This is a genomic window from Hymenobacter psoromatis, from assembly GCF_020012125.1.
Taxonomy (GTDB): Bacteria; Bacteroidota; Bacteroidia; order Cytophagales; family Hymenobacteraceae; genus Hymenobacter; species Hymenobacter psoromatis.
The window spans coordinates 3,434,847-3,458,552 of sequence record NZ_JAIFAG010000001.1; the positions used below are offsets into that span (position 1 = coordinate 3,434,847).

Here is a 23,706-nt window from a genome sequence, read left to right on the forward strand (position 1 = left end):
GACTTCACGCCCGCGGGAGGGGGTAGCAACCTACCAACCAAGGTCATCAGCAGCCTAAAACAGCACCGCTACCTGCATCCGGCCGGTGTGCACGATGGGCGAGCCGCTGGCCTTGCGGCCGTCGTAGGCCACGTTGATGTTCAGGCCGTTGGTGAGGCGCTGCTCCAGATTGAGGTTCCAGGTGTAGTTGGTGCCGGGGCGCAGGGCCTGCAATACTTCGAGGGCTACTACGGAGGACTGGTCGCCGGTGAAGCTAACGCGCGTGACGTGGGTAGCGGCCGTGATGGTGCGCTTGCTCACCTGGCTCACGCGGGCTTCGAGGCCCAGGTCGTCGAAGGTACCGTTGGTGTCGCTCACGCGGGCGGCCCAGGTGTTGCCTTTGGCGGTGTGCAGCAGCGAGCCGGTGAGGCGCAGCGCGGGGCTGGGCTGGTAGCTGATTTCGGGCTGCACGGTGTAGATGAGCAGGCTGAAATTGCGGTAGCTGGAGCTGGTGGGGTCAATGGAGTACGTGGCCTGCGCCTCCCGAATGTCGCGCGCCACGGTGAAGCGGCCCGTGAACGACTGCGCCAGCGTGCGGCGCAGCAGCAGGCTCTGGGTCTGGAGGTTGCGCAGGTCGAAGCCTTCCGTGAGCAGCGTTTTTTGCTGAGTTTGCTGCACGGTTAACTCCGCCCCAAAAATGGGGTTGGCCCGGTTGAAATACAGCGTATTGCGCAGCAGCTGATTAAACGCCAGCAGCTTGTCATCGCCCTTGCCGTAGCTAAACGGACTAAGGCGATTAACAAGGGCTGGGCTGGTGGTGCGCCTATCTACCGTAACGCTGCTGATGCTGCTGAGGCGCGCCACGGCGGCGCGCCAGCTGCCGGCCTCGCGCCAGCCGCGGGGCGCGTTCACGGTGAGGCGGTAGCTGAGGCGGTTTTGGTAGGCCGTGAGGTAGTCGTTGGTGGGCAAATACACTTTGATATAGGTGCGGTACTGCGCATCGGGGGTTTGGGCTTCCAGAAACTCGTCTTTGTCCTGCACGCCGTTTTTGTTGAGGTCACCGGCGTAGTAGTGAGTGCCCTGGCCGGCGGGCACGGCCACAAACGAGAAGTCGCGCCGCAGCTCGCGGCCGGTTTGCACGCTGTAGGTCAGCTCAGAGCGAATCTGGTTTTGCAGCAGGCTGAGCGAGTGGTCGAGCTTGCCCAGAATGTTGCGCTGGCGGGCGCTGTCGGGCTGGCTCACCAGGTTCACGTCGCGGTAAGTGGCCACCATGCGCAGGTCCTGGTTTTTGCTGAGGTGGGTGCTGAGGTTGCCCTGCACGGTCTGCGACTGGGTGTGCACGCGCAGGTTGTTTTGCTCGGCGGTGGGCGTGCGGTCCTGCCGGAAGCCGTAGCTGAGGCCGTAGCGCGTGCGGCCGGTGTCGGGGCTTTGCAGGGCGAAGGTGTGCTCGTCGAAGTAGTTGGCTGAGCGGATGGTATCGCCCAGCGGCGAGACAACCTTGTTTTTATCAAACCGATAGGTGTAGCTCGGAATAACCCTACCCCCCCCGTAGCGCACGGTAGCCTCGCCGCGCACCCAGCTGGAGTGGAACCGCCCGGCCTGCGAGTTGAGCACAAACAGCGAGCCGCGCACATCGAGCCGGCCCACCTGCTGGGCCACGTCGAGCCACTGCTGCACGCCGCTCACCTCGCCGGGCCGGTAGCGCCGGCTCACGCGGTAGTTGATGGCGTGGGTAGCGTCGCGGCTCAGGCCCACCGCGAAGTTGAAGATATTGTCTTCTTTGGGCGCGGCCGTGGTGGCGTTGGCAGTGCTGGCGGCGCTCCAGTTGCGGTCAAACTCGATGTCGCGGTAGCGGTCAATCGGCGAAAAGCCGGCCTGCGTGTATTCGTAGTCGAGGGCCGAGCGCAGGCGGTATTTCTGCAAGGCCGCCGGGGCCCAGGTGGGTAGGGCGCGGTTTTGCACGGTGTAGCCCAGGCGCATGGCCCCGCCGCTCTGGCTGCGCGTGCCGGTGCTGTCGAAGCGGTTGCGCTGGAGCTGCGAGGTGGCCAGGTCCACGAACACCGCCGCGGTGGGGTCGAGCTGAAACGTGGCCCCGGCCGTGGCCATCTGCTTGAGCAGGGGGGTAGGGAGGAGGCGCACCGGCCGGTAGTCGCCCTGGTTATGGCCCTTGTATTCATACACCCGGCCGTTGGCGTTCACATTGGTCGTACTCAGCGCGTAGTCACCCAGCCCCGCCCCCACCTGCGTGAAGCGCACCGTATACACCCCGCTCAGCGAGTCGCGGGCATACTTGTACACGTACTCGCGCAGGCCGGTAGTGGTGTTGAGCTGGGCCACGCGGTGATACTGCACTATCGTGCGGTTGAAGGCCGCCGAGTCGGCCCCCGGCGCCGATACCACCGACACGTTGCCGGCACCGCGCAGCAGCTGGCGGTCCTGGTACGAGAGCGTGAGGTTGGCCGTGGCGTCGGGGTTGTCCGATTCCTGGTAGAAGTTGCCGCGCAGGCTCAGTTTCCCAATTTGCTGGTAGTGACTCAGCGTGTAGAGCGAGCGCGAGTAGTTGAGGTCCGAGTACTCAAAATCGACCTTCAGGCGCGAGTTGGCCGTGATGAGGTGGCGGGGCGAAAACGTGATTTCGGCCAGGTTATAATCCACCACGTAGTCGAAGTCGAAGCCCCGCGTTTGCAGCCGGCCATCGAGGTACACGCGCTCCGAGCCGGCCAGCACGATGATAAACTGCTCGCCATTGGGCCCCGTGAGGCGGTACGGGCCCTGCACGTTGTCAATCGGCGTGAGGTCGATGCTGGCAAACTTACCCTTTGCTACCCCCCCCGCCACCAGGGTCGAGGACCGAACCTGGCCCAGCTTGTTGAGCACCGTTACGCTGCTGGTGCCGGTGGGGCCGGGGGGCGGCGCGCCGGGCAGCGGCTGGCCGCCCGGCACGGCGGCGGTGGGCGGCAGCAGCGGCGCGGTGGCCGAGCCGGCCGGCGCGGCGCTGTTGGTGGTCACGCCGTTGGTGTAGGTCGTGAACGACGAGGGCGGCGCGTTGCTCACGCTGTTGTTGGTGGTGCCGGCTTGCAGCGGCTGCGGGCCGGGCGCACCCAGGTTGGCCTCAATGGCCGCGCCCTGGATGTTTTTATAATAGCGCAAAAAGTAGTCGGGCTTGTTGCGCAGCACCACGTCGCCGGCCGTCAGGTTCCACTGCGGGCCGGTGAGGGTGATGTAGATTTTATCGAACTGCTGGAGCGTCTGCGTATTCCCCTCGGGCTGAAACGGCACGTTCTGGTCCGAGATGGCCGCCGTGAGGTGAATATTCTCCGTCAGCTGCCCCTCCAATTGCAGGTTGAGGGCCGAGTTCACGAACACGTTCTGGGTGTTGCCGAAGGAAATGCCCCGGCTCAGATTGCCCGTCTTGCTAATGCCCGGCGTGCTGAGAATCTGCTCCTGCTGCGAAAAATCTTCGAGCCGCAGCATGGGCCGGTCCCGAAAATCGAGCGTGTCCATGAGGCCGCGCGGGCGGCGGTAGCGGGCGCGCAGCAGCGGCAGCGGCAGCACCCGGTAGCAAATCAGCACCGAATCGGCGCGCGGCGCGCCCAGGCTGTCGCGCGGGGCGGGCCGCACCAGCTGGTAGCGGTCCCGCCCCGCATCGTAGGTCACTGGCTGCCCGGTGGCCGCCACCGAGGCCGGCACGATGGTGAGCGTGTCGCTGAGCGCGAAGCTCGTCGTGTCGTGGCCCAGGGCCAGGCGCACGTAGCGGCAGCGCCGGGTGTTGGGCGGCATCGGCTCGGGGGCGGGGGGTAGGGCGGGGGCAACCTTGGCGGCGGGCGGGGGGGTAGGAACGGTCTGCGCCCGCGCCGCCGGCCCGCTGCCCCACGCTACCGCCAGCAGGGCCACGAGGGCAACGCAAAAACGGTAGCAGTGGGTCATCGGGTAAAGTTCGGCAGCAGCGCCGGCACAACGCCGGGGGCGGCAACTTTGGTGCCTGGAGGAGTTAGGGGAGAATTAAGAGTTGAGAGAACGTCATTCCTCGGCAAGCTCGGAATGACGTTCTCTCAACTCTTAATTCTCAACTCTCAACCAACCCGCACCTCCCCGTTCACGTGCAGGCGCACCACCTCCAGCGCGCTCAACCCATCATTGTCTACTACCTGCACCGCGATGACGTGCGCGCCGGGCTTGAGCTGTAGCGTTTGCACGCCGGCTTTGTCGAGCAAAATGCTGGGGCGGAAGCCTTGGGCGGGGTCGTAGTGGGCATCCCAGGCGTAGAATTCGAGGCCGGCGGGGCTCTCGCCGGTGGCGGTGAGGCGCACGGCCCGCTTGGTGCCCGCGGCGGCAGCGGCTATGGCCTCCACCCGCACCGTGAGGCGGGGCTTGTGGGCCAGCTCCACAATGTCTTTCACGGGCACCAGCTCGATGCGGATGCCTTCCTTAGTGCGCAGGCGGGCCACTTCCTCCACCGCGCCGCGGCCGAAGCTGAAGGCCAGAATGTAGCCCACCGGCTCGCCGCTGGCGCGCTGCCGGGCAAAGAGCGCCGCGTCGTGGCGCTCGGCGGCGGCCCGGAAATTATCGACCACGTTGCGGCCCACGCCCTCGCTCTGCTTCACTTGCAGGGGTAGGCCCTCGCGGCTGCTGCCGTCCAGGCCCAGGTCGCCGCGCCGCTTCACGTTGGGCGTGCCGCCAAACTGCGTCACCAGCCAGCCCTCGAAGGCGTAGGGGTTCTGCGCTTTGAGGGCCTCCACGTCGTATTTGTGCAGGCGCACCGCGAAATCCTGGCTGAACAAGTCGCTGCCCAGCTTCAGGCGCAGCTCGGTCACCTTCACGGCCTGCACGCTCTGGTCAATGCCCAGCCAGCGGCGCTTCAGCCGCTCGGCCGCGACCACCGTCGTGCCCCCGCCCACGAAGGGGTCCAGCACCACGTCGCCCTCGTTCGAGGCCATCGCAATGATGCGCTCTAGTAGGGCTACCGGCTTTTGAGTGGGGTAGCCAACCCTTTCTTTTGCTTGAGAATTAACGGGAGGAATATCATCCCACATATTTTGAAGCGGGATGCCGGGCATCTCATCCAAATACCTTTTGAAGCGCACCGTATCACCAGTAGTTTTTATAATCCTACCTTCTGCAATAAGCGCGTTCATCTTTTCGCGGGAATAACGCCAATATTTAGTCACTCCAAGAACTTCGTAGGCAGGATTACCATTCGCTGCCCCGCCCGGCCCTGATAGGTCTCCCAACGTGTAGCGGCGGCCCGTTTCGGGTTCAATTTGACTGTAATATTTGGCGATATAATCGGCAGAATAAGGAAGAAAAATGGCGTTAGCGGTAAATTCAGAAGGACTTTTACTGTAATGCCAAATAGTGTCTGTAATATTTCCTGCTACACGCCTACCTTGCTTGCCATCACTATGCGCGCTGCTGCGCTTCCAGATTACTTCTGTACGAAAATTGTCTTCCCCAAAGAGCTTGTCGAGAATGAACACGCGGATATAGGAGTTAGCGTGCCAGTCGCAGTGCAGAAACAGCGAGCCGGTGGGTTTGAGGAGGCGGTGCAGCTCGCGCACGCGCTCGTTGAGCCAGTCGATGTATTGCATGATGCCGCCGCTCCAGCGGTCCTCAAACGAGCGGCGCTCGCCGGCATCGCCCCAGATGACTTCGTAGGTGCGGTTGGAGAAAAACGGCGGGTCGAGGTAAATCAAATCCACCGATTCGGCGGGCAGGTGGCGTAGCACTTCCAGGTTATCTCCTAATATCAATTCATTCATGCCCGCAAGGTAGAGCGGCGCGCCGGTTGGGGTGGGGGCGGGCGGGGGCAGGCTGCCGGCTTTTGGGCCGGCTGTCCGCTCGTCGGGCGCGCCGGTCGTTCTCCCGGCGAGCGGACAGCCGGCCCCCGTGCCCTCCAAGAGCACCTAGCTCCCCAAAAAGGGAACCCGAGTGCCCTTTTTGGGAACCCGACTGCCTACAAAGTGAACCTGAGTGCCCAAAAAGCGAACCCGAGTGCCCAAAAAGCGAACCTGAGTGCCCAAAAAGGGAACCCGAGTGCCCTCAAAGCGAACCTGAGTGCCCAAAAAGGGGAGTGAGTTAGGGTCGGACCCCAACTCACTCCCCTTTTTGGGCGCTCAGCCCCGGTGTCAGGCTTTGGCGGGGGCGGCTTTGCGCTTGCCCTGGCTGGCGAAGCGGGGCTCCAGCTCGGCCACGGCGGCCTGCGCCCCTGGCTGGTTGAGCGAAGCGGCGATTTTGAGGGCGCTATACGCCACCAGCGCCGACGAGTAACCCTCGGAGCCGGCTTCCATGCGGGTGCTGTCCACGTCGGTGGCAAAGCCGTTCAGCTCCAGGTAGAGGGGTAGGAGGTCGGCGTTCACGCCGGCGTCCACCACCAGGCCGGCCACGTCGAGGTACTGCGGCATGAGGGTGGGCAAGCTTTGAGCAAACTCGGCGGCTTTGGTGACAAAGGCCACCGACTTGTCGCCCATCTTGGGCAGGCTGGCGCGCTCTTCCGGGGTGAGGGCCACGAGGTAGGGGGCCAGCGCCTGGCGCGCCTGGCGGATGGCGGCCAGCGCATCGGCCAGCGCTTTGGCCGGCACGGCTTTCGTAATTAAGTCTGCCATTGGGCAAGAAAGGAGAATGAAAAGCCCCGCGCTTGCCGGGCCCACGGGCCGCGCCGCCAGCGCCTTGCCAGCGGCCGCAGCCGGTGCGCAAGGTAAGAATAATGAGGTAAGCATGAAGAATTAAGTGACAAAGAGCGTTTGTCCTTGATTTGGCTCCTCCTACCCCCCTACCCCGCCAGCGGCAGCTCGATAAAGAACGTGGTCCCTACCCCCTCCTCCGTCTCGAACCAGAGGCGGCCGCCGGCGCTCTCGATGCCGCGCTTGGCCACCGCCAGCCCAATGCCCGAGCCGGTGGCCTTGGTGGTGAAATTGGGTTGAAAAACCTGGTCGCGCACGGCTGCCGGAATGCCCGCGCCGTTGTCGGCGATGGTGATGAGCACCTTGCCGGGGCCGTCGGGGCGCAGCGCCACTTCCTGGCGCGGTGGCCGGCCGGCCGGCACGGCCTGCCGGGCATTGAGCAGCAGGTTATTGAAGGTGCGGATGAGCAAACTTTCATCCGCGAAGACGGTGTAGCTGCCATCGGGGGGTAGGGCGAGGTGCAGCTCGCCGTGCTCGTCGCCCTCCTCTTGCCGAAACAGGTCGGTGCACTGCCGCAGCACGGCCGCCAGGTCGAGGCGGGCGGGGCGCATGGCGGGCAGGTTGGTGAAAGTGCTGAACGAGGTAGCGATGTCGGAGAGCACGTCAATCTGGGTAATGAGCGTCTGGGAGATGCGCCCAATCAGGGCCTCGGCGTTGGGGCGGCGCTCGGCAATGGCTTTTTGCAGGTACTGCAGGCTCAGCTTCATGGGCGTGAGCGGGTTCTTGATTTCGTGGGCCACCTGGCGGGCCATCTCGCGCCAGGCGGCTTCTTTTTCCTGGGCGGCCAGCTCGCGCTTGCTGGCTTCGAGCTTGCCCAGCATGTCGTTGTACTCGCGCACGAGCAGCCCGATTTCGTCGTCGCTGCTGCGGTAGTCGAGCACCTCGTTGCGGCCGGTGAGGGTCGTGCGCTTCAGGCGCTGGGTCAGCAGCTTGAGCGGAGCCGTGAGCTGGCGCGCCGCCACAAAGGCCAGCCCCAGAAATACCAGAAACATGAGCGTAAAAATGTTCAGCACGGTCGTGAACATCTCGGTCAGCTTGGTGTCCAGCTCCTTCTGCGAGTCAAAAAACGGAATGCCCACGTAGCCCGTTATCGGCCCGGCCGGGCCATCGACGCTGGCCGCCCGCACCGGCAGGTAGAGCGAGCTGAACGAGAGCGTGCCCGCCCGCTCAGTAAGCAGCGTGCGGCTGAGGCCGCGCTGGCGCAGGTCTATCACGGCCTGGGGGTTGAGCAGCGGCCCCAGCAGGCCGGCCTCGAAGATGAGCGGCTGCGAGCTGACCAGCAGCTGCCCGCGCGCGTCGTAGAGGTTGAGGTCGGTTTCGGTGAGGGCCGCCACGTTGCGGGCCAGGGCCGTGAGCACCGGCCGGGCGGTGGTGTCGGAGAGCTGGTCGCGGCGGCGCAGCAGGCTTTCGAGGGCAATGTGGCCGCGCCGCTCGTAGGTGCGGCGCAAGTCGCGGCGGTAGCTCGACACCACCTGGCTGGTAGTGGCCACGCTCACCACCAGCAGCGGCAGCAGAATGCCCAGGTTGAGCAGCAGCTGAATGCGGGCGCTAAAGTTGAGGCGCACGCCCCAGCCATTGCGCCGCCACAGCAGGTAGCCGCCGCCCGCCAGCAGCCACAGCACCACGTTGAGCAGCAATTGAAAGGAGAAATTCGAAAACCAGTCGGCCGCCGAGTACGTGGCCGTCGTGACGACGACCACGCGCCGGCCGCTGGCATCGTGCATGGCCAGCTGGTGAAAATCACTAACCACGACCCCATTCTGGTAGATTTTTGAGTCGCGCAGCACGGAGGCAGGGAGCAGGTTGGCGTAGTCGAAGTCACCTTCACTGTACACCAGCCGGCCCTGGGCGTAGCCAGCGTAGCTGAGGTCGGTGGCCAGGCCGGGCTGAAAGAACTTCTGGTCTACCAGCAGCTCGGGCAGCACGCTGTAGCTGGCCAGCTGCTTGAGGCTAAGCGTGAGCAAGATGGTGCCGGCCGGCGTGGGCGACCCGCTGCCATTAGCACCGGCGGGCAGCGCAATGGGCACCACCGCCACGTAGCGCCGCGAGCTAAAGGAATTATCCGACTTCAGCAGGTACACGCCGGGCTGGTCGGTAGCGGTAGCGGTGCGCGACAGCTCGGCGCGCGTCTGGTTGAAGGTCAGGGTATCGTCGGCCTCGCCGCCCACGGGCTGGCCGCTCGGGTCAAAGAGGTAAATGGCTTCCTCGTACTTGTCGAAGTACGTGCGCAGGTATTGGCGCTCGATGCGCCGCCGCAGGGCCTCCGTGCGCACGGGCTTGCTCAGCAGCAGGCGCGCCACAATGGGGTCGGCCGCGAGCTGCTTCAGTCGCTGGCCCAGCAAGAATTCGCCTTGCAGGTCGTTATCAACCAATAAATTACTCGCCAGGCGCTGCTTATCGAGCAGCAATTGCCGCTCAAACTGCCCATACAGCGCCGTGGCCCCCACGGCCGAGGCCAGCCCCAGCAGCAGCAGCAATAGCAGGTAGCGCGGCGGCCCTTTTTCGGGCCGGTAGTGCAGCGCGCCAACGCGCACCAGCACTAGGTAGAGGCACGTCAGACCGGGCAGCAGCAGCGTTATTTCGTGCAGCAGCGCGCCCAGGGGCAGCAGCACGGCGGCCAGCGTGAGCCCCACCCCCAGCAGCCGCCGCCGGGGCACGCGGCGCAGGTCGGGGGCCAGCAGCCCGGTCAGCAAATAAAACCCCGCAACAAATGCTGCCGTGTGCAGCAGCACCGCCAGCAGCAGCAGCAGCCGGAAGCCGCTCACCTGCATACTCTGGGTGATGTCGAGCGTGAGCTGGCTGTTGCTGAACGCGCTGGTGTAGTAGCTGTATAAGCCCACGATGCTCGCCAGCAGCCCTAGCCCGGCCGGCACGCCCCAGCGCCCCACCGGGGCCACCTGCGCCCGCGTGGGCAGCCGGTAGTGGCGGCTGCACACCACCGCCGCCCCGGCCAGCAGCAGCGCCAGCAGGCCGTTGAGCAGCAAGTCGCCCAGCGACGGGGCCAGGCCCGACACGGCGTACACGCGGGGGTCGAAGAGCGGCAGCTCCAGCCAGGCGTAGGGCAAGCTCAGGTAAAGCAATGCCGCCCGCAGCGCCAGCGGCGCGCCCGCCAGCGCCAGCATCGCCAGCCCCACCCGCTGCTGCCGCCACCAGCGGAAGGCCAGTCCCAGCCAGCCCGCCGTGTAGCACCCAATGCTGAGCAGCAGCAGCAGCAGCGGCACCAGCCGCCCAGCCACCACGCTACCCGGCAGCTGCACCACCGAAAACAGGTAGTGCCCCTGCGCATCGACTATCGCGGCCACCAGGCCCTTGGCTTCGCCGGGAAGCACGGGCGCGGCCTGCACCTGCAAGCCTTGCAGCAGCGCGGGCTCGGCCCCGTCGCGCAGGTAGCGGTTGCTGATGCCATAATGCCGCGCCAGCGGCACGTAGGCCAGTACTACCACCGGTCCCTGCGCCCGCCGCACCACCAGAAACTCGCCCAGCGCCGTTTGCGAGAGGCGCTCGGGGGTAGGGTCGGCCAGCTCGGCGGCGGTGGGCGCGGGGCCCGAGGCCGACCAGCCCACCAGCTGCCCCTCGCGGGCCACGAAGGTGGGGTACGAGCACTGCACCAGCAGGCGGCTGAAGTCCGGGGGGGTAGGGGCCTGGCTTTCGCGGGCCACGCGCTGGGCTTCGCGCCCGGCCGTGGCGGCGGCCTGGCTCACCAGGCTTTGCAGGCGCACCACGTTGGGGTAGGCATCGCCGCTGTCGCTGAGCTGCACCCGCGTGTTCGTCAGCCAGCACGCCTCGAAGCTGAGCAGCGCCAGCAGCAGCAATAACAGGGGCCAACGACGGGCTAGAGAACGACGGACGTAAGCAAGCAAGGAGAGGAACGTGAGCGGTTAGCTTTTATTCTGGTTAGCGAGCCCGAGGTAGGGTGCGGGGCTTGCCCCCGTACCCTACTTTGTGAGGATAATGGGCCGGCACCCGGCAAAAATCAAGCCGGCTACCCCTCCGCAAGCTAGCACCCAACCTGGCTCGCCCCGGCCTTTTGGGTCACAAAAAAGCCGCTGGCCCGCGCTCAACAGCGCAGCCAGCGGCTTTTTACTCTTCACAAAAAGGAATTACATCTTCGTGGGGCGCTTGGGGTGCGTGCGCTTATACCAGAAAAAGCCCACGGCTCCCATCAGGATGTAAGGCGCGGTCATCATATACACGATGCCTTTGTTGAGGCCGCTTACGTCGTAGTCGTCGCGTTCCTGCCGGGCGGCTTCCACCTGGCTAGCGCACATTACGCACTGCGCCTTGGCCGACAGCAAGGTAAAGAGAAACCCGAAGCTCAGCAACAATCCAAAAATTAGCTTTTTCATAAAGATGGAACGGTTAGGTAGTCTGAAGGTTGTGGCGCTAGCCGGCCGGGTAGTACGGCGCAATCATAAAGTACACGATAACGCCCGTGACCGAAACGTAGAGCCACACCGGAAAGGTCCAGCGGGCAATGCGCCGATGCTTAATATATTGCCCCGTGAGGGCAAAATAGAGCGTAAACAGCACCAGCGCCACCGTCACCGCCGCCAGGCTGATGTGCGTCAACAACAAAATAAAGTAGAACGCCCGTGCCGCCCCTACCCCCCCAAAATGGGTGCTCTCGACCTGCGAGTGGTAGGCCACGTAAGACACCAGAAACAGCGCGCCCAGCCCAAAGGCCGTGCCCATCGACGCCCGGTGCGCCAGCACGTTTTTTTGCCGAATGAAGTAGTAGCCCGTCAGGAGCGCCACGGCCGTGAGCGAATTCAGCACCGCGTTCACGGCCGGCAGCGCGTGCAGGTAGGGCCCGGCCCCGGCAATGCGGAAGATATTCTTGTAGTAAAACAGCACCGCCACCAGCAGCGGCACCACCACGCCCAACGCCCCCAAAATAATCTTGTATTTGGTGTAGTCGCCCGGCTCCAGCACGGGCGGGTGCAGCTGCTCAGTCGTGGTGGTCATAGGTATAGAGCAAAACGTTGATTTCGGTGATGAGGCGCTCGACTTCGTACTTATCGGCGGTGTCGTAGTAGCCGCGCACGTGCCGCGCCTGGTCCACTAACAACAGCTGGCCGGGCCGCAGGTTCCCCGGCTCGGTGGCGGGCCGGAAAGGCAGCCGCGCCGGCCGCAAAGCAGTGGCTCCAAACTCATACTGCGCCAACTGGCGTAAGGTGTCGGCCGGGGCGGCGGCCACAAACCACTTGCCGCTAATAGTGCCGAACTGCTCGCTCAGCCGGGCCAGCTCAGTATCGGTGGCAGCGGCAGTAGCGGCGGCCGGCACCAGCGTCAGCAGCCGCACCCGCGGCTCGGGCCGGAAGTGTTCCTGCACGCGCGCCATCGCGCGGGTTGCCGGCTCCCCTACCCCCCCTGGCGCGTAGAACTGCACCACGTACATCCCCTGGTTCAGCTCGGCATTGCTAAGCGTCCGGCCGCCGGCCGCGCGTAACTGTAGCGGCCGCACCCGGTGGAAAACAGTATCGCGCTGCCACCCTCCCGCCGAGGCGCGGACTGAGTCCGCCCGCTCGGGCAAGTAGGTTGGCAGCGCGTAATGGTTGCGGCCGAAGCCGTAAAGAAACAGGAACGCCAGCACCGGCACCAGCAGCAGCAGGCCCAGCAAAATGGTCTGGCGTGGTCGCATCCCTACTCTAGCTGCTGAACATGTGCGACAATGCTTCGCCCACGTAAGAGCCTTCCGTCACGAGGGCCACAACCAGCCATACCAGCAACGCGGTCGGGATGAGGATGGTCCAGATAAGACTTTTAGCTTCGTGCTTCAAGTGCATAAACTCGCCGACGATGAAGAAGGCCTTCAGAATCGTCATCACGATAAAGATGCTGTTGCGCAACGTGCGCAGGCCCGGCGAAGTCATTGTGAAAGCAATGGCGAACTCTACGGCCGTGATGCCGACCAGCACCCAGAACGTGCGCCAAATCCAGGCCACGTTCGGCTTGGCGATTTCGCCGGGGCTAAGGGAAAGTTCTTCCGCGTGATTAGACATAGAATGGATAAATTAGTTGTTGAATGATTGAAAGTCCTGGGCTGCTTGGTTGAAGTAAGGTGCTTATTCCAAGCATTCAACAATCAGACAAGGTAGAAGAAGGTGAAAACGAATACCCACACCAAGTCTACAAAGTGCCAGTAAAGGCCGATTTTTTCAATCATTTCGTAGTGGCCGCGCCGCTCAAACGTGCCGTTGGTCGTAGCGATAAAGCACCACACCAGCAGGCACACGCCCGAGAATACGTGGGTGCCATGAAAGCCCGTGATAAAGAAAAACAGGTCGGCAAATAACGGTGGGCCGTACTGGTTCATGGCTAGGTTGGCACCGTGCATCACCGTGCCGTCGGCCATCAGGGTACCTTCCTCATGGCCGCCAATAAAGTGGCTCCATTCCCAAGCCTGGCTGCTTAAAAACATCGAGCCAAACAGAATAGTCCACAACAGCCATTTTTGCACATCGGCTTTATCCATGCGGTGGCCGGCTTCTACGGCCAGCACCATCGTCACGGAGCTGAAGATGAGAATCATCGTCATCAAAGCCACAAAAGCCAACGGCAAATCCAGGCCGTGCAGGCCGGGGAAGGCGTTGAACACCTTCTCGGGGGTAGGCCAGTAGGCAGTGCTGAAGTGAAAAGCTTTGGCCGTGCCCTCATACACGCCGTGCTTGTGCCGGATGAGGCCGTAGGCGGTCAGAAACGCGCCGAAGGTAAACGTATCCGAAAGCAGAAAAAACCACATCATCAGCTTGCCGTAACTCGCTTTGAAGGGTTCGTTGCCACCGTCCCAGGTGCCGGTGCGGGGCGCGTCGGCAGAGGTGGTGGGCGCAGCGGTAGGCTGCAGGGTGGTAGTTTGGGCCATAACGGACAATAGCTGGTCGGGCGGCTTTACGCCGGATTCCTCTTTAATGGTTCAAAAGTAGGAACAAATACAGGTATAGCCAAAGCGCACCCAGGAAGTGCCAGTACAGGGTAGCGTTGCCAATCGAGAGCATTGCCCGCGAATGCACCTGATAGTTAAGGCTTCGCTTCAAAACCACGGCCACGAAAACCAGCCCCGTAACTAAGTGAAAAGCGTGCACGCCCATCAACACGTACACGAACGAGCCGGAGGGATTAGCGTCGGCCCCACCAAAAAATGTGTGACCCGCCACCATCTGTCCCCAGGCGTGTACCTGCCCAAACAGAAAGACTACCCCCAGCCCCAGCGTTACCAGCAGTAATAAATTGGCGCGCTTTACCTCGTCCTGCCGGGCCGAAAAGTATGCCCACTGCATGGTGGCGCTACTTAAGGCAATAAGGATGGAATTGACGAGCAGGGCGGCAGGAAGGTCAAACTCGCGCCAGTTGCCCTCGTCGCGCCGCACAATGTAGCCGCTGGTAAAAGCCGCAAACATCATCACAATACTGAAAATCAAAAGAATGAGCAGCACGCGCTTTGGGTGCCAGCCCAGGCCCATTTCCTTTTCGCCGTCGGCCAAAACTACTTCGGTTGGTTTCATAAGAGAATACTTACTAAATAGCTAGTTGGATAAGCGGCCGGGTAGCTAGCTACCACTCGAGGCCGGTTGCCTAGATAACAAAAAACTCCGCGTTTAGAATCAAACTTTATCTAAAAGCAGCGCGATTTGTACAATGGGCAAGTATAGGAAAGACGCGAACATGATACTGAGCGCCGCCTTGCGGTCCTGCGTGCGCATGAGCCGCACGGTAAGCAACGTGAAGAGCACGCCGCACACCAGCGCGATACCCGCCGACACGCGCCCCGAAATGCCCAGCACCAGCGGCAGCAGCGAGACCGGAATGAGCAGCACCGTATAGGTCATTATCTGGAAAGCCGTGCGTAGGTCGCGGTGGCCGGGGGTAGGCAGCATCTTGAAGCCGGCACGCTTGTAGTCATCGTCGGCTACCCAGGCAATGGCCCAAAAGTGCGGAAACTGCCACATAAACTGAATTCCAAACAGCACCCACGCGGCTTCGCCCACGTAGCCCGTGGCTGCTACCCAGCCAATGAGGGGGGGTAGGCCGCCCGGAATGGCCCCCACCGCCACGCACACTGGCGACACAGTTTTGAGGGGCGTATAGATGAAACCGTAGAGGATGAGCGAGAGCAGCGAAAGCGCCGCCGTGAGCGGGTTGAAGTAGTAAGCTAGCAAACCCAGCCCAGCTATTGCCAGTAGTCCACAGAAAACCCAGGCTTCGTTCGGCGATATGCGGCCGGTGGGCAGCGGTCGGTTCTCGGTACGCTTCATCAGCTTATCGAGGTCCTTCTCAAAAATCTGGTTGATGATATTGGCCGCGCCCGTCACCAGCAGGCCGCCCAGCAGCACCAGCAGCGCCCGCCCCCAGTTCGGCGTGGATAGGCCCAGTAAATAGCCCAGTGCGCTGGAAAAAGCTACCGTGAAGGAAAGCCGAAACTTGAGCAGCTGAAAATAGGCGCGGGCCTTGGTCATTAACCTAACTGAAATTGCTGCCGCAAAGGTACGGCCGGCAGCGAAGCACCGCGTGGAGTCACGTTGCTTAGAAAGGCGACAGCGCCTGCGGTATAGCAATAGCGGTGGGCCGGTCCCCTACCCCCACCCGCTGGCGCAACGCCAGCAGCGCCAGAAACTGCGTACCAAAGAGCAACGTAGCCAGCGTAAGGTGTACGGGCTGCACCCAGGCCGGCAGGGCAAAATACGCCAGCGTGATGCCGGCCAGCATTTCCAGCCCCAGCACTACCCAGGTAGCTGTCACCAATCGCCGCAGCCCCGGCAGTAGCTGCCAGAGCTGATAACCTACGTATACATTAACCAGCACTACGATAGCTGCCAGCGTGCGGTGCGTCTCAAACACGCTACCAATCCGGTCTACCCACGTATCCCGCTGCCCATAATCGGTAGCAGCGGCGATGCGGTCCACAGCTTCCCGCACTTGCGTACCCAGGATAATCTGCACGAATGTGAGCGCCAGTGCGCCCCACAGTAGCCAGCGCAGGCCGGTGGTAGCCGCCGTCTGCTCGTCGGGCTGCTGGCCCAGCGTCCGCACTTCGGCCTGATAAGCCAAGCCTGCTTCTTCGGTTCTACCCCAACGCGCCCGGTGCGCCGCGTATAGCAACAGCGCCACGATGAGCAGCGCCAGCCCCATGTGAATGGTCACCATCACGGGTAGGAGATTGGTCGAAACTACCAGCGAGCCCAGCCAGCCCTGCACGCCCGTAAGTAGCCAGCCAGCCACGGCCAGCCACACTATCGTCCGGTCGCGCCGCCAGTAGGGCAGTGCCATTACGGCCGCCACGAATACGAATATTCCAATTAAAGCACCCAGTAATCGATTTAGGTACTCAATCCAAGTCTTAGTCGCATTGAAATCCGTTTCGATGTATTGCGTCGGGTGCGCGAAAATCTCGCCGGCCACCTGCCTGAAGCCCAGGCTAGCCAACGTGCGGGCTAACTTCTGGTTTTTGGCGACTCGCTGCGCAGTATATACCTGCTTGTAATCGGCGGGTAGCTGGCTAGCCTCCGTAGGCGGTACCCACTGCCCGAAGCACTTTGGCCAATCGGGGCAACCCATTCCTGAGCCCGTAGCTCGCACCACGCCTCCCACTAGAATTAACAAGTAAATACTCACAACCGTCAGCACACTCCAAAACCGGAAACGCCGCATAAATCCTGGTTCGCTCATCATAGTCATCTGTACCTAAACACCAAAATCACGCACAAAATCCGCGAAATCTGTTAAAATTCTCGCTAATATGTGGTCCAAAAAGAATGGGCCGCCGGGGTACGGCGGCCCATTTAGGCAAAAGCTATGCAAGCCATTTATTCAGCCAATTCTCTCTCGTATGGCAGGTTCGACGCGGGCGTTTGCGAATACGGCACGTTCTGCGGGATGAAATCCTCCTCAGCACCAGGCTTGCTGTAATCGTAAGGCCAACGGTACACAGCCGGAATCTCACCAGGCCAGTTGCCATGACCAGGCTCAATGGGAGTAGTCCATTCCAACGTATTCGAGTTCCACGGATTCTGGGTAGCACGGCGGCCCCGGAAAATGCTGTAGAAGAAGTTAAAGATGAAGATGAACTGTGCGAAGAAGGCTAGAATAGCCGCAATCGAGATGAACTTATTCAAGTCCGCGAATTGCGAGAAGGCATCAAAGCCAGTCCAAGAATAGTAACGACGCGGGAAGCCAGCGATACCTACGTAGTGCATCGGCATGAACACCAGATACACGCCGGCGAAGGTTAGCCAGAAGTGAATATAACCCAGCTTTTCGTCCATCATGCGGCCAAACATCTTTGGGAACCAGTGATATATACCTGCAAATAATCCGAAGAACGCCGAGGAACCCATCACCAAGTGAAAGTGAGCCACCACAAAGTAGGTGTTGTGCATCTGAATATCCAGGGTAGCGTTACCCAGGATAATACCCGTCAGACCACCCGAAATGAATAGCGATACGAAGCCAATCGAGAACAGCATAGCGGCCGTGAAGCGGATGTTACCGCGCCACAACGTAGCCAGCCAGTTAAATACTTTTACCCCCGATGGCACCGCAATAATCAGGGTCAAGAACATAAAGACTGAACCCAGGAACGGATTCATGCCCGTTACGAACATATGGTGAGCCCACACGACGAACGATAGCAATGAGATACCAATCAGTGAGCCAATCATGGCGCGGTAGCCGAAAATTGGCTTGCGCGAGTTTGTAGCCAGAATTTCTGATACCATGCCCATTGCCGGCATGATTACAATATATACTTCGGGGTGACCCAAGAACCAGAACAAGTGCTGAAAAAGTACCGGCGAACCACCTTGATTGTGGAGAGCCTGACCAGCAATATAAATATCCGAAAGGAAGAAAGACGTCCCGAACGAACGGTCAAAGACAAGCAACAGTGCCGCTGCAAATAGCACCGGGAAGGCTAGGATACCAAGAATTGCCGTCAGGAAAAACGCCCAGATAGTAAGCGGCAGCTTACTCATACTCATACCACGAGTCCGTAGATTGATGACGGTCGTTACATAGTTAACACCACCTAATAGCTGCGACACTATGAAGAATACCATACTCACCAGCCACAGCGTCATACCCATACCAGAGCCGGAAATGGCTTGCGGTAATGCCGATAGCGGTGGATAAATAGTCCAGCCTGAAGCAGCCGGCCCGGTTTCAATGAACAGCGAACTGAACATGATGATGCTCGACACGAAGAAGAACCAATACGAGAGCATGTTCATGAAGCCAGAAGCCATATCACGAGCACCTACTTGCAGCGGAATCAAGAAGTTAGAAAACGTACCTGATAAACCGGCCGTCAGCACGAAGAACACCATAATAGTGCCGTGCATTGTTACCAGTGCCAAGTAGAACTCCGGGTCGAGTTTACCTCCAGCTACCCACTTACCAAGAATGGGTTGCAGCCAGTCTAGAGTAGCTGCTGGCCACCCCAACTGCAAGCGGAATAAGCTAGAAAGAATACCACCCACGATGGCCCACATCATCCCTGAAATGAGGAACTGCCGGGCAATCATTTTATGGTCTTGGCTGAACACATACTTCCAGAGCCAATGCTGGTCTTGGTGGTCGTGGTCGTGCAGGTGGTCTTCGTGCGTGGTATGGGGGGCCGCCGCGGTGCCTATCCCACCCTGAGCCTGTGCGGAAGCCGGAAGATTAGTAGCCATGTGCTAAGGTAATAATGCTTGGAATGAGTAGTTCTAAAGCGACGCCTGAGCGGCTAAGGGTGTAGCAACTGGCTCCTCACCGGTTTCTTCGATAGCGTTAGCACGAGCCCCTTTGCTGCCGCCCTTACCTAAGCCAGTTTGTTGGCTCATCTGCTTGTAAGAAGCCATAAGGTCGGCATTCTGCGAAACTGGTTTCTGTGCCGCATACCAAGCTACGTAGTCATCTGGCTCATCTACCACAATGGTGAACTTCATTGCGAAGTGTCCTTTGCCGCATATCTGATTGCAGGCTAACTCGTAATTGAAGTTGGGATTTCCCAATTGCGAGCGCATTTCGTCGGTAGTAGTAGTTGGGGTAAACCAAAATCGAGTCGGCATCCCCGGCACCGCATACATCTGCACTCGGAACTGCGGCATATATACAGCATGCAACACATCACGCGAGCGAATCTTAATCAGAACCGGGTGGCCCTTCGGCACATGAATCTCGGAAGCTGTGAAGTCATCTAGCGCAGCTTTGTCGCTCAGGTCAAAGCCGAAGTCATTGGAAGCATCAATTAACCGGTAGTTTACTACCCCCAACTTCATGTCGCGGCCAGGGTAACGCACCAGCCAGTTAAACTGCTTACCCATTACTTCTACTACCACCGCATCTTTTGGAGCCGGGCCCGTAATACGAGTCCAAGCCTTCCAACCAGCGAAAATTAGCGCGGCCATCACTACTGCCGGAATAATCGTCCAAATAACCTCGATAGTGTTATTATGCGAGAAAAAATAAGCCCGGCGTCCTTCTTTATACTGGTAGCGATAAGCGTAGGTGAAAAGTAGAACGTGCGTGATAACAAAGGCAATCCCAATGACAACCATGGTGGTCCAGAACATCCGCTCCATCGCGTGCCCATGTACGGAAGCAATGGGTGGGTTCATCTTCCCGTAATTGTTTGCAAACGACCAGAAGAATAGCCCCCCGCCAACTACCATAAATACCAGCATCAACGCGGCATTCACACGGTTGCTAGTGCCAATTTGCCGAACGTAAGAGCCCGAGAAAATCGCAGTCAGAATCTGGAGGCGGAATAGCAGGCCAAATACGACCAGCAATAGAACCGCGACCAGCAAAATAGTTAGAGTACTCATTATGCGGAGATAGTAAACAGAGCGAAGGCCCAGCGTATGGCTTAAACCGACAACCAAGCACTAAGTTCTATAAAGAATTCAGATTCTTTGCTCAAGTGGTATGGTGAACACTTTCGTCAACAAACGGGTGGTTCACCGGAATGAGGGAGGCTTCGGACAGGCGGCGCGTCAGCAAAATCAGGAACGAACCGAGGAATATCATGGCGATACCAATCTCAATCAGAAACCCGTTATCGCCCTTCATAGTGCCCGGCATGAGCATTAAATAAAAGTCAGACCAGTGTCCAATGAGGATAGCGATACAGACGATTTTCATGACAATCATTTGGCGCTTAGCGTCGCGGGTCATCAGAGCCAAAAAGGGGAAGGCAAAGTTGATAACCAGGTTGAAGTAGAACATCCACGTGTACTGACCGTCAAAACCCCCTAAGCGCTGGTTGAAGTATACTGCCTCTTCAGGTAAGTTGGCATACCAAATCAGCATGAACTGCGAAAACCAAACATAAGTCCAAAAAATACTGAAGCCGAACATCAACTTTCCCAAGTCGTGAAAATGGTTAGCGTTCATGAAGCGCAGGTAGCCAGCTTGCTTCAGGTAAATGGCAATTAGTGCCGTAGCAGCAATACCTGATACCCACCAGGAAGCGAATACATACCACCCAAACATGGTGCTGAACCAGTGCACGTCAACTGACATTACCCAGTCCCAAGCCGACATGGAGGAAGTTATGCCATATAAGACTAGGAACAATGCTGATGTCGTAACACTTTTATGGAAGTAGCGCGTACCGCCATATAGGTCTTCTTGCAACGATAACTGACGTAGACGCCAAGAGAATACACCCCAGATGGTGAGGTAAGATACCATCCGAATCAGGTAGAACCAGAAGGTAAGAAAGCCCGCTTTGCCCGCCACGATTTTATCGTAGGTAGGTGAGCCCTTAGTCATTATACCATCGTGGGTCCAGTGAAAAATATCCTGACGACCCAGAATAAATAGTAATACCATGATAACGGCCCCCGGAATCAGCCAAGCTGCCAGCGCCTCATTAATACGCTTTACCACCACTGACCAACCAGCATAAGCTACGTATTGGATGGCCATAAATACCGTTCCGACCGCGGAAATACCAACGAAGAACAGATTACTGTGCCAAAGACTGACCACGATGCGGCGAATCAAAACCGAATGGCCCTTGTCCGATACGTCGGCATCGTGTAGGGCTCCGGTACTGCCAACCAGCGGAATTTTATCCTGATGCTCGCCAGTATGCAGTATGGCCGCAATTATGCCGATAATCAATAAAAGAATACCAGCCCCAATGATTGTTAGGAACGTTCGTTGCGCTTTAGGGCTAGGTGCTAGCTGCTCAACAGCGGCGGGTTCGTGATGGTGAGTCAGAGTTGCCATAAATTACATGGAGCCGTTGCGGCCTTCGTTGCCTTGGCCGGGGGCGTTAGACATAGTGTGCGAGCCAGCCTTACCCTCGGCTTTTTGGTTGTTACCGTCCGTCATCACTGAAGCGTTACCCATTGTAGCGTCGGTGTCGGGGGTAGGGCCCGTCACTTTCACAACTTTAGGCAGGTCAGCGGGGTCGTTATTAATTTGAAGTACGTGTACGTACATCGCGATTTTCCAGCGCTCCTCCGGGTTCACCTGCGAGCCATGTGGCATCATGCGGTTGCGGCCCCATTCGATGACGTGGAAGATATGCCCATCATTCATCGTTTTGTAAGCGCCGTTCGCGTAGTTGGGCACGCCTTTGAACTTCATTCCTACCGGGCCCATCCCATCGCCCTTCTCACCGTGGCAGTGCTGGCAATAGCGCGAGAAAAGGACTTGTCCCTCTTCCACATTGGCTTTAGTATAGGGGTAGGGATTGTGCAAAGTCCGCTCCGCAATACGCACGCTATCCTTCGGAATGTGGTCGAAATAAGCTAGCTTTCCTCGTGGCACGGTGCCAGTGGCCGGCGTGCGCTCATTAATTCCGAAGGAGTTAACTGAATTAAAAGTTAACTGCCGCAAGGGCTCATAAGGAATGGATTCGTACATCTCCGGCGCGTATTCTACGCCAGGGTCGCCCGCTTCGGGGGTACAGGAGGCAACGCCCAGGCTCAGCACCAGCGAGGCCGCGGACAAGCCATATTTAAGTGACAGCGACATCATTAAAATTTAGTCATTTCCTTGTGATTGACTTCACTAGCGCCATTTTCGCGCAGTAGTTGGGTCAACTTAGGCAACTGCGAACTGCTTTCATCTAGTTCGATTGCCATAACGAACTTATCATCGGTTGAACGCACATCCAGCATGGGCGTCTTAAAACGCGGGTAGAGTTTCGAGATGGTATAGAAGGTGATAACCATGCCGTGGCAGGTAAAAAACACCGTTAGCTCGAAGCTTACCGGAATAAAAGCGGGCAACGATATGGCCGGCTTACCTCCGATAATCATCGGCCAGTCAAAACCCAGCATATATATCTGCATCCACAATGCGAAAGACAACCCGCACAACCCGTAGAAAAAGGCAGCGATAGGCAGGCGCGAGCGTTCAATGCCTAAGGCATCGTCGATGCCGTGTACGGGGTAGGGCGAAAAAACCTCGTAAATTTTTACGCCGGCTGCCCGCACATTATCAACGGCATGCAGCAGTACATCCTCATCTTCAAAAATACCGAGGGCAAAGCGCTTGGTAGTGGTGCTAGTGGCTGAAGCAACAGCTACTGGCGCGGAAGTAACGGCAGGGCTAGTCATTTTGCTTATCGTAGTTTACAGGAGCGGAAGCCGGCACACCGGGGGTAGCATAAGGCGCGGGCGAAGTGTGACTTTTGAACCGCCCGCCACCTTCGTTGGCACCACCGTAAGTAGGACCATCGTTAACCGTATACTTCAGAATGGCTTTCACTTCCGCCATGTTGATAACCGGGAAGAACTTGGCGAATAATAGGAATAGAGTAAAGAATAGCCCGATAGTACCCACGTATACGCCCACGTCGATGCGGGTAGGCGAAAACATCGCCCACGAAGAAGGCAGGTAGTCGCGGTGCAACGAGGTTACGATAATTACAAAACGCTCGAACCACATCCCGATATTCACGAAGATGGAAAGAATAAACGTCAGCGGAATGCTGTAGCGCATCCGACGGAACCAGACCACCTGGGGCGAAATCACGTTGCAGCTCATCATGCTGGCGTAAGCCCACCAGTAAGGGCCCGTAGCGCGGTTGATGAAGGCGTACTGCTCATACTCCACCTGTGAGTACCAAGCGATGAAAAACTCAGTGATGTAAGCTACCCCCACAATAGAGCCAGTCACCAGCATGATTTTATTCATGAGCGCGATGTGCTCCAACGTAATATAATCTTCTAGTTTGAACACTACCCGCGTGATAAGCATCAACGTTAGTACCATTGCGAAGCCTGAGAAGATAGCGCCAGCCACGAAATAGGGCGGAAAAATGGTCGTGTGCCAGCCCGGTACCACCGAGGTTGCAAAGTCCATCGAAACGATGGTGTGTACTGACAACACAAGGGGGGTAGAAACACCGGCCAGAATTAGCGATACTGTTTCGTAACGCGACCAATGCTTGGCAGAGCCGGTCCAGCCCATGCTCAGCATCGAGTAGCTGAACTTAGCAATTTTCCCCTTTGCACGGTCGCGGATGGTAGCGAAGTCGGGTACTAGGCCCGTGTACCAGAATACCAGCGACACCGTGAAGTAAGTAGAGATGGCGAACACGTCCCAGAGCAACGGCGAATTAAAATTCGCCCACAGTGAACCGAAGGTGTTTTGCAGCGGGAATACGAAGTAAGCCAACCACGGACGCCCCATGTGCAACACGGGAAACATAGCCGCGCAGATTACAGCGAAGATGGTCATAGCTTCCGCCGCCCGGTTGATGGACGACCGCCACTTCTGGCGAAACAGCAGCAACACGGCCGAAATCAGCGTGCCAGCGTGGCCGATACCTACCCACCATACGAAGTTGGTGATGTCCCAAGCCCACCCAACGGTTTTATTTAGTCCCCATTCTCCAATACCAAACCATAGGGTACGGTACACAGAATAGAAAAAAACGCCTAACAGAATCAGCGCTACCGAGAGCGCGGCCATCCACCGGATATTCGGTGCGGCCTCTACCTGGTAGCAGATGTCCTGCGTAACGTCGTGGTACGTTTTTCCACCCGTTACGAGCGGTTCGCGTACTGGTGATACGTGCTGCATAAAGATGATTATTAGTGGTTTA

General features: G+C 59.1%; 18 protein-coding genes. All 18 read right to left on the reverse strand.

Going from position 1 to position 23,706, the window contains the following annotated elements:
- Positions 1-54: 54 nt before the first annotated feature.
- A complete protein-coding gene (locus tag LC531_RS14875) occupies positions 55-3,906 on the reverse strand; it encodes a hypothetical protein (RefSeq protein ID WP_223651556.1) in 3,852 nt (1,283 codons plus the stop codon).
- A gap of 146 nt (positions 3,907-4,052) precedes the next feature.
- On the reverse strand, positions 4,053-5,738 hold the full coding sequence (locus LC531_RS14880) for a site-specific DNA-methyltransferase (protein ID WP_223651557.1): 1,686 nt from the start codon (positions 5,736-5,738) through the stop codon (positions 4,053-4,055).
- 366 nt (positions 5,739-6,104) lie between these two features.
- Positions 6,105-6,581 carry a hypothetical protein gene (locus tag LC531_RS14885; protein WP_223651558.1) on the reverse strand — a complete coding sequence of 159 codons (477 nt, stop codon included), beginning with the start codon at positions 6,579-6,581 and terminating at the stop codon, positions 6,105-6,107.
- 167 nt (positions 6,582-6,748) lie between these two features.
- On the reverse strand, positions 6,749-10,519 hold the full coding sequence (locus LC531_RS14890) for a sensor histidine kinase (protein ID WP_223651559.1): 3,771 nt from the start codon (positions 10,517-10,519) through the stop codon (positions 6,749-6,751).
- Positions 10,520-10,759: 240 nt separating this feature from the next.
- Positions 10,760-11,005 (reverse strand): hypothetical protein, encoded by a 246-nt coding sequence (locus LC531_RS14895; RefSeq protein ID WP_223651560.1) that lies wholly within the window; start codon positions 11,003-11,005, stop codon positions 10,760-10,762.
- 37 nt (positions 11,006-11,042) lie between these two features.
- Positions 11,043-11,624, reverse strand: coding sequence for a DUF420 domain-containing protein (locus LC531_RS14900; protein ID WP_223651561.1), 582 nt, complete (start codon positions 11,622-11,624; stop codon positions 11,043-11,045).
- A complete protein-coding gene (locus LC531_RS14905; RefSeq protein ID WP_223651562.1) occupies positions 11,608-12,300 on the reverse strand; it encodes a hypothetical protein in 693 nt (230 codons plus the stop codon). Before LC531_RS14905 ends, LC531_RS14900 begins: the two co-directional genes overlap by 17 nt.
- 7 nt (positions 12,301-12,307) lie before the next feature.
- Positions 12,308-12,661, reverse strand: coding sequence for a cytochrome C oxidase subunit IV family protein (locus LC531_RS14910; RefSeq protein WP_223651563.1), 354 nt, complete (start codon positions 12,659-12,661; stop codon positions 12,308-12,310).
- Between the two features lie 83 nt (positions 12,662-12,744).
- Positions 12,745-13,521 carry a cytochrome c oxidase subunit 3 gene (locus tag LC531_RS14915; RefSeq protein ID WP_416138701.1) on the reverse strand — a complete coding sequence of 259 codons (777 nt, stop codon included), beginning with the start codon at positions 13,519-13,521 and terminating at the stop codon, positions 12,745-12,747.
- A 43-nt stretch (positions 13,522-13,564) separates the two neighbouring features.
- Complete coding sequence (locus LC531_RS14920) at positions 13,565-14,161, reverse strand: cytochrome c oxidase subunit 3 (protein ID WP_223651567.1); 597 nt, start codon at positions 14,159-14,161, stop codon at positions 13,565-13,567.
- Positions 14,162-14,260: 99 nt separating this feature from the next.
- The gene (gene cyoE / locus LC531_RS14925) at positions 14,261-15,112 is read right to left on the reverse strand and encodes a heme o synthase (RefSeq protein WP_223651576.1); all 852 of its coding nucleotides are present in this window, start codon (positions 15,110-15,112) and stop codon (positions 14,261-14,263) included.
- Positions 15,113-15,179: 67 nt separating this feature from the next.
- A complete protein-coding gene (locus LC531_RS14930) occupies positions 15,180-16,331 on the reverse strand; it encodes a COX15/CtaA family protein (RefSeq protein ID WP_223651578.1) in 1,152 nt (383 codons plus the stop codon).
- A gap of 128 nt (positions 16,332-16,459) precedes the next feature.
- Positions 16,460-18,325: a cytochrome c oxidase subunit I gene (locus LC531_RS14935; RefSeq protein ID WP_223651581.1), complete on the reverse strand. Its 1,866-nt coding sequence runs from the start codon at positions 18,323-18,325 to the stop codon at positions 16,460-16,462.
- Between the two features lie 33 nt (positions 18,326-18,358).
- On the reverse strand, positions 18,359-19,462 hold the full coding sequence (locus LC531_RS14940; protein WP_223651583.1) for a cytochrome c oxidase subunit II: 1,104 nt from the start codon (positions 19,460-19,462) through the stop codon (positions 18,359-18,361).
- A 91-nt stretch (positions 19,463-19,553) separates the two neighbouring features.
- Positions 19,554-20,873 (reverse strand): quinol:cytochrome C oxidoreductase, encoded by a 1,320-nt coding sequence (locus LC531_RS14945; protein ID WP_223651584.1) that lies wholly within the window; start codon positions 20,871-20,873, stop codon positions 19,554-19,556.
- Positions 20,874-20,876: 3 nt separating this feature from the next.
- Entirely contained in the window at positions 20,877-21,629 is a 753-nt protein-coding gene (locus tag LC531_RS14950) for a c-type cytochrome (RefSeq protein ID WP_223651586.1), read from the reverse strand.
- Complete coding sequence (locus tag LC531_RS14955; protein ID WP_223651588.1) at positions 21,629-22,213, reverse strand: DUF3341 domain-containing protein; 585 nt, start codon at positions 22,211-22,213, stop codon at positions 21,629-21,631. Before LC531_RS14955 ends, LC531_RS14950 begins: the two co-directional genes overlap by 1 nt.
- Positions 22,206-23,684 carry an NrfD/PsrC family molybdoenzyme membrane anchor subunit gene (nrfD, locus tag LC531_RS14960; RefSeq protein ID WP_223651590.1) on the reverse strand — a complete coding sequence of 493 codons (1,479 nt, stop codon included), beginning with the start codon at positions 23,682-23,684 and terminating at the stop codon, positions 22,206-22,208. The genes LC531_RS14955 and nrfD overlap by 8 nt, the downstream gene beginning before the upstream one ends.
- Positions 23,685-23,706 lie beyond the last annotated feature (22 nt).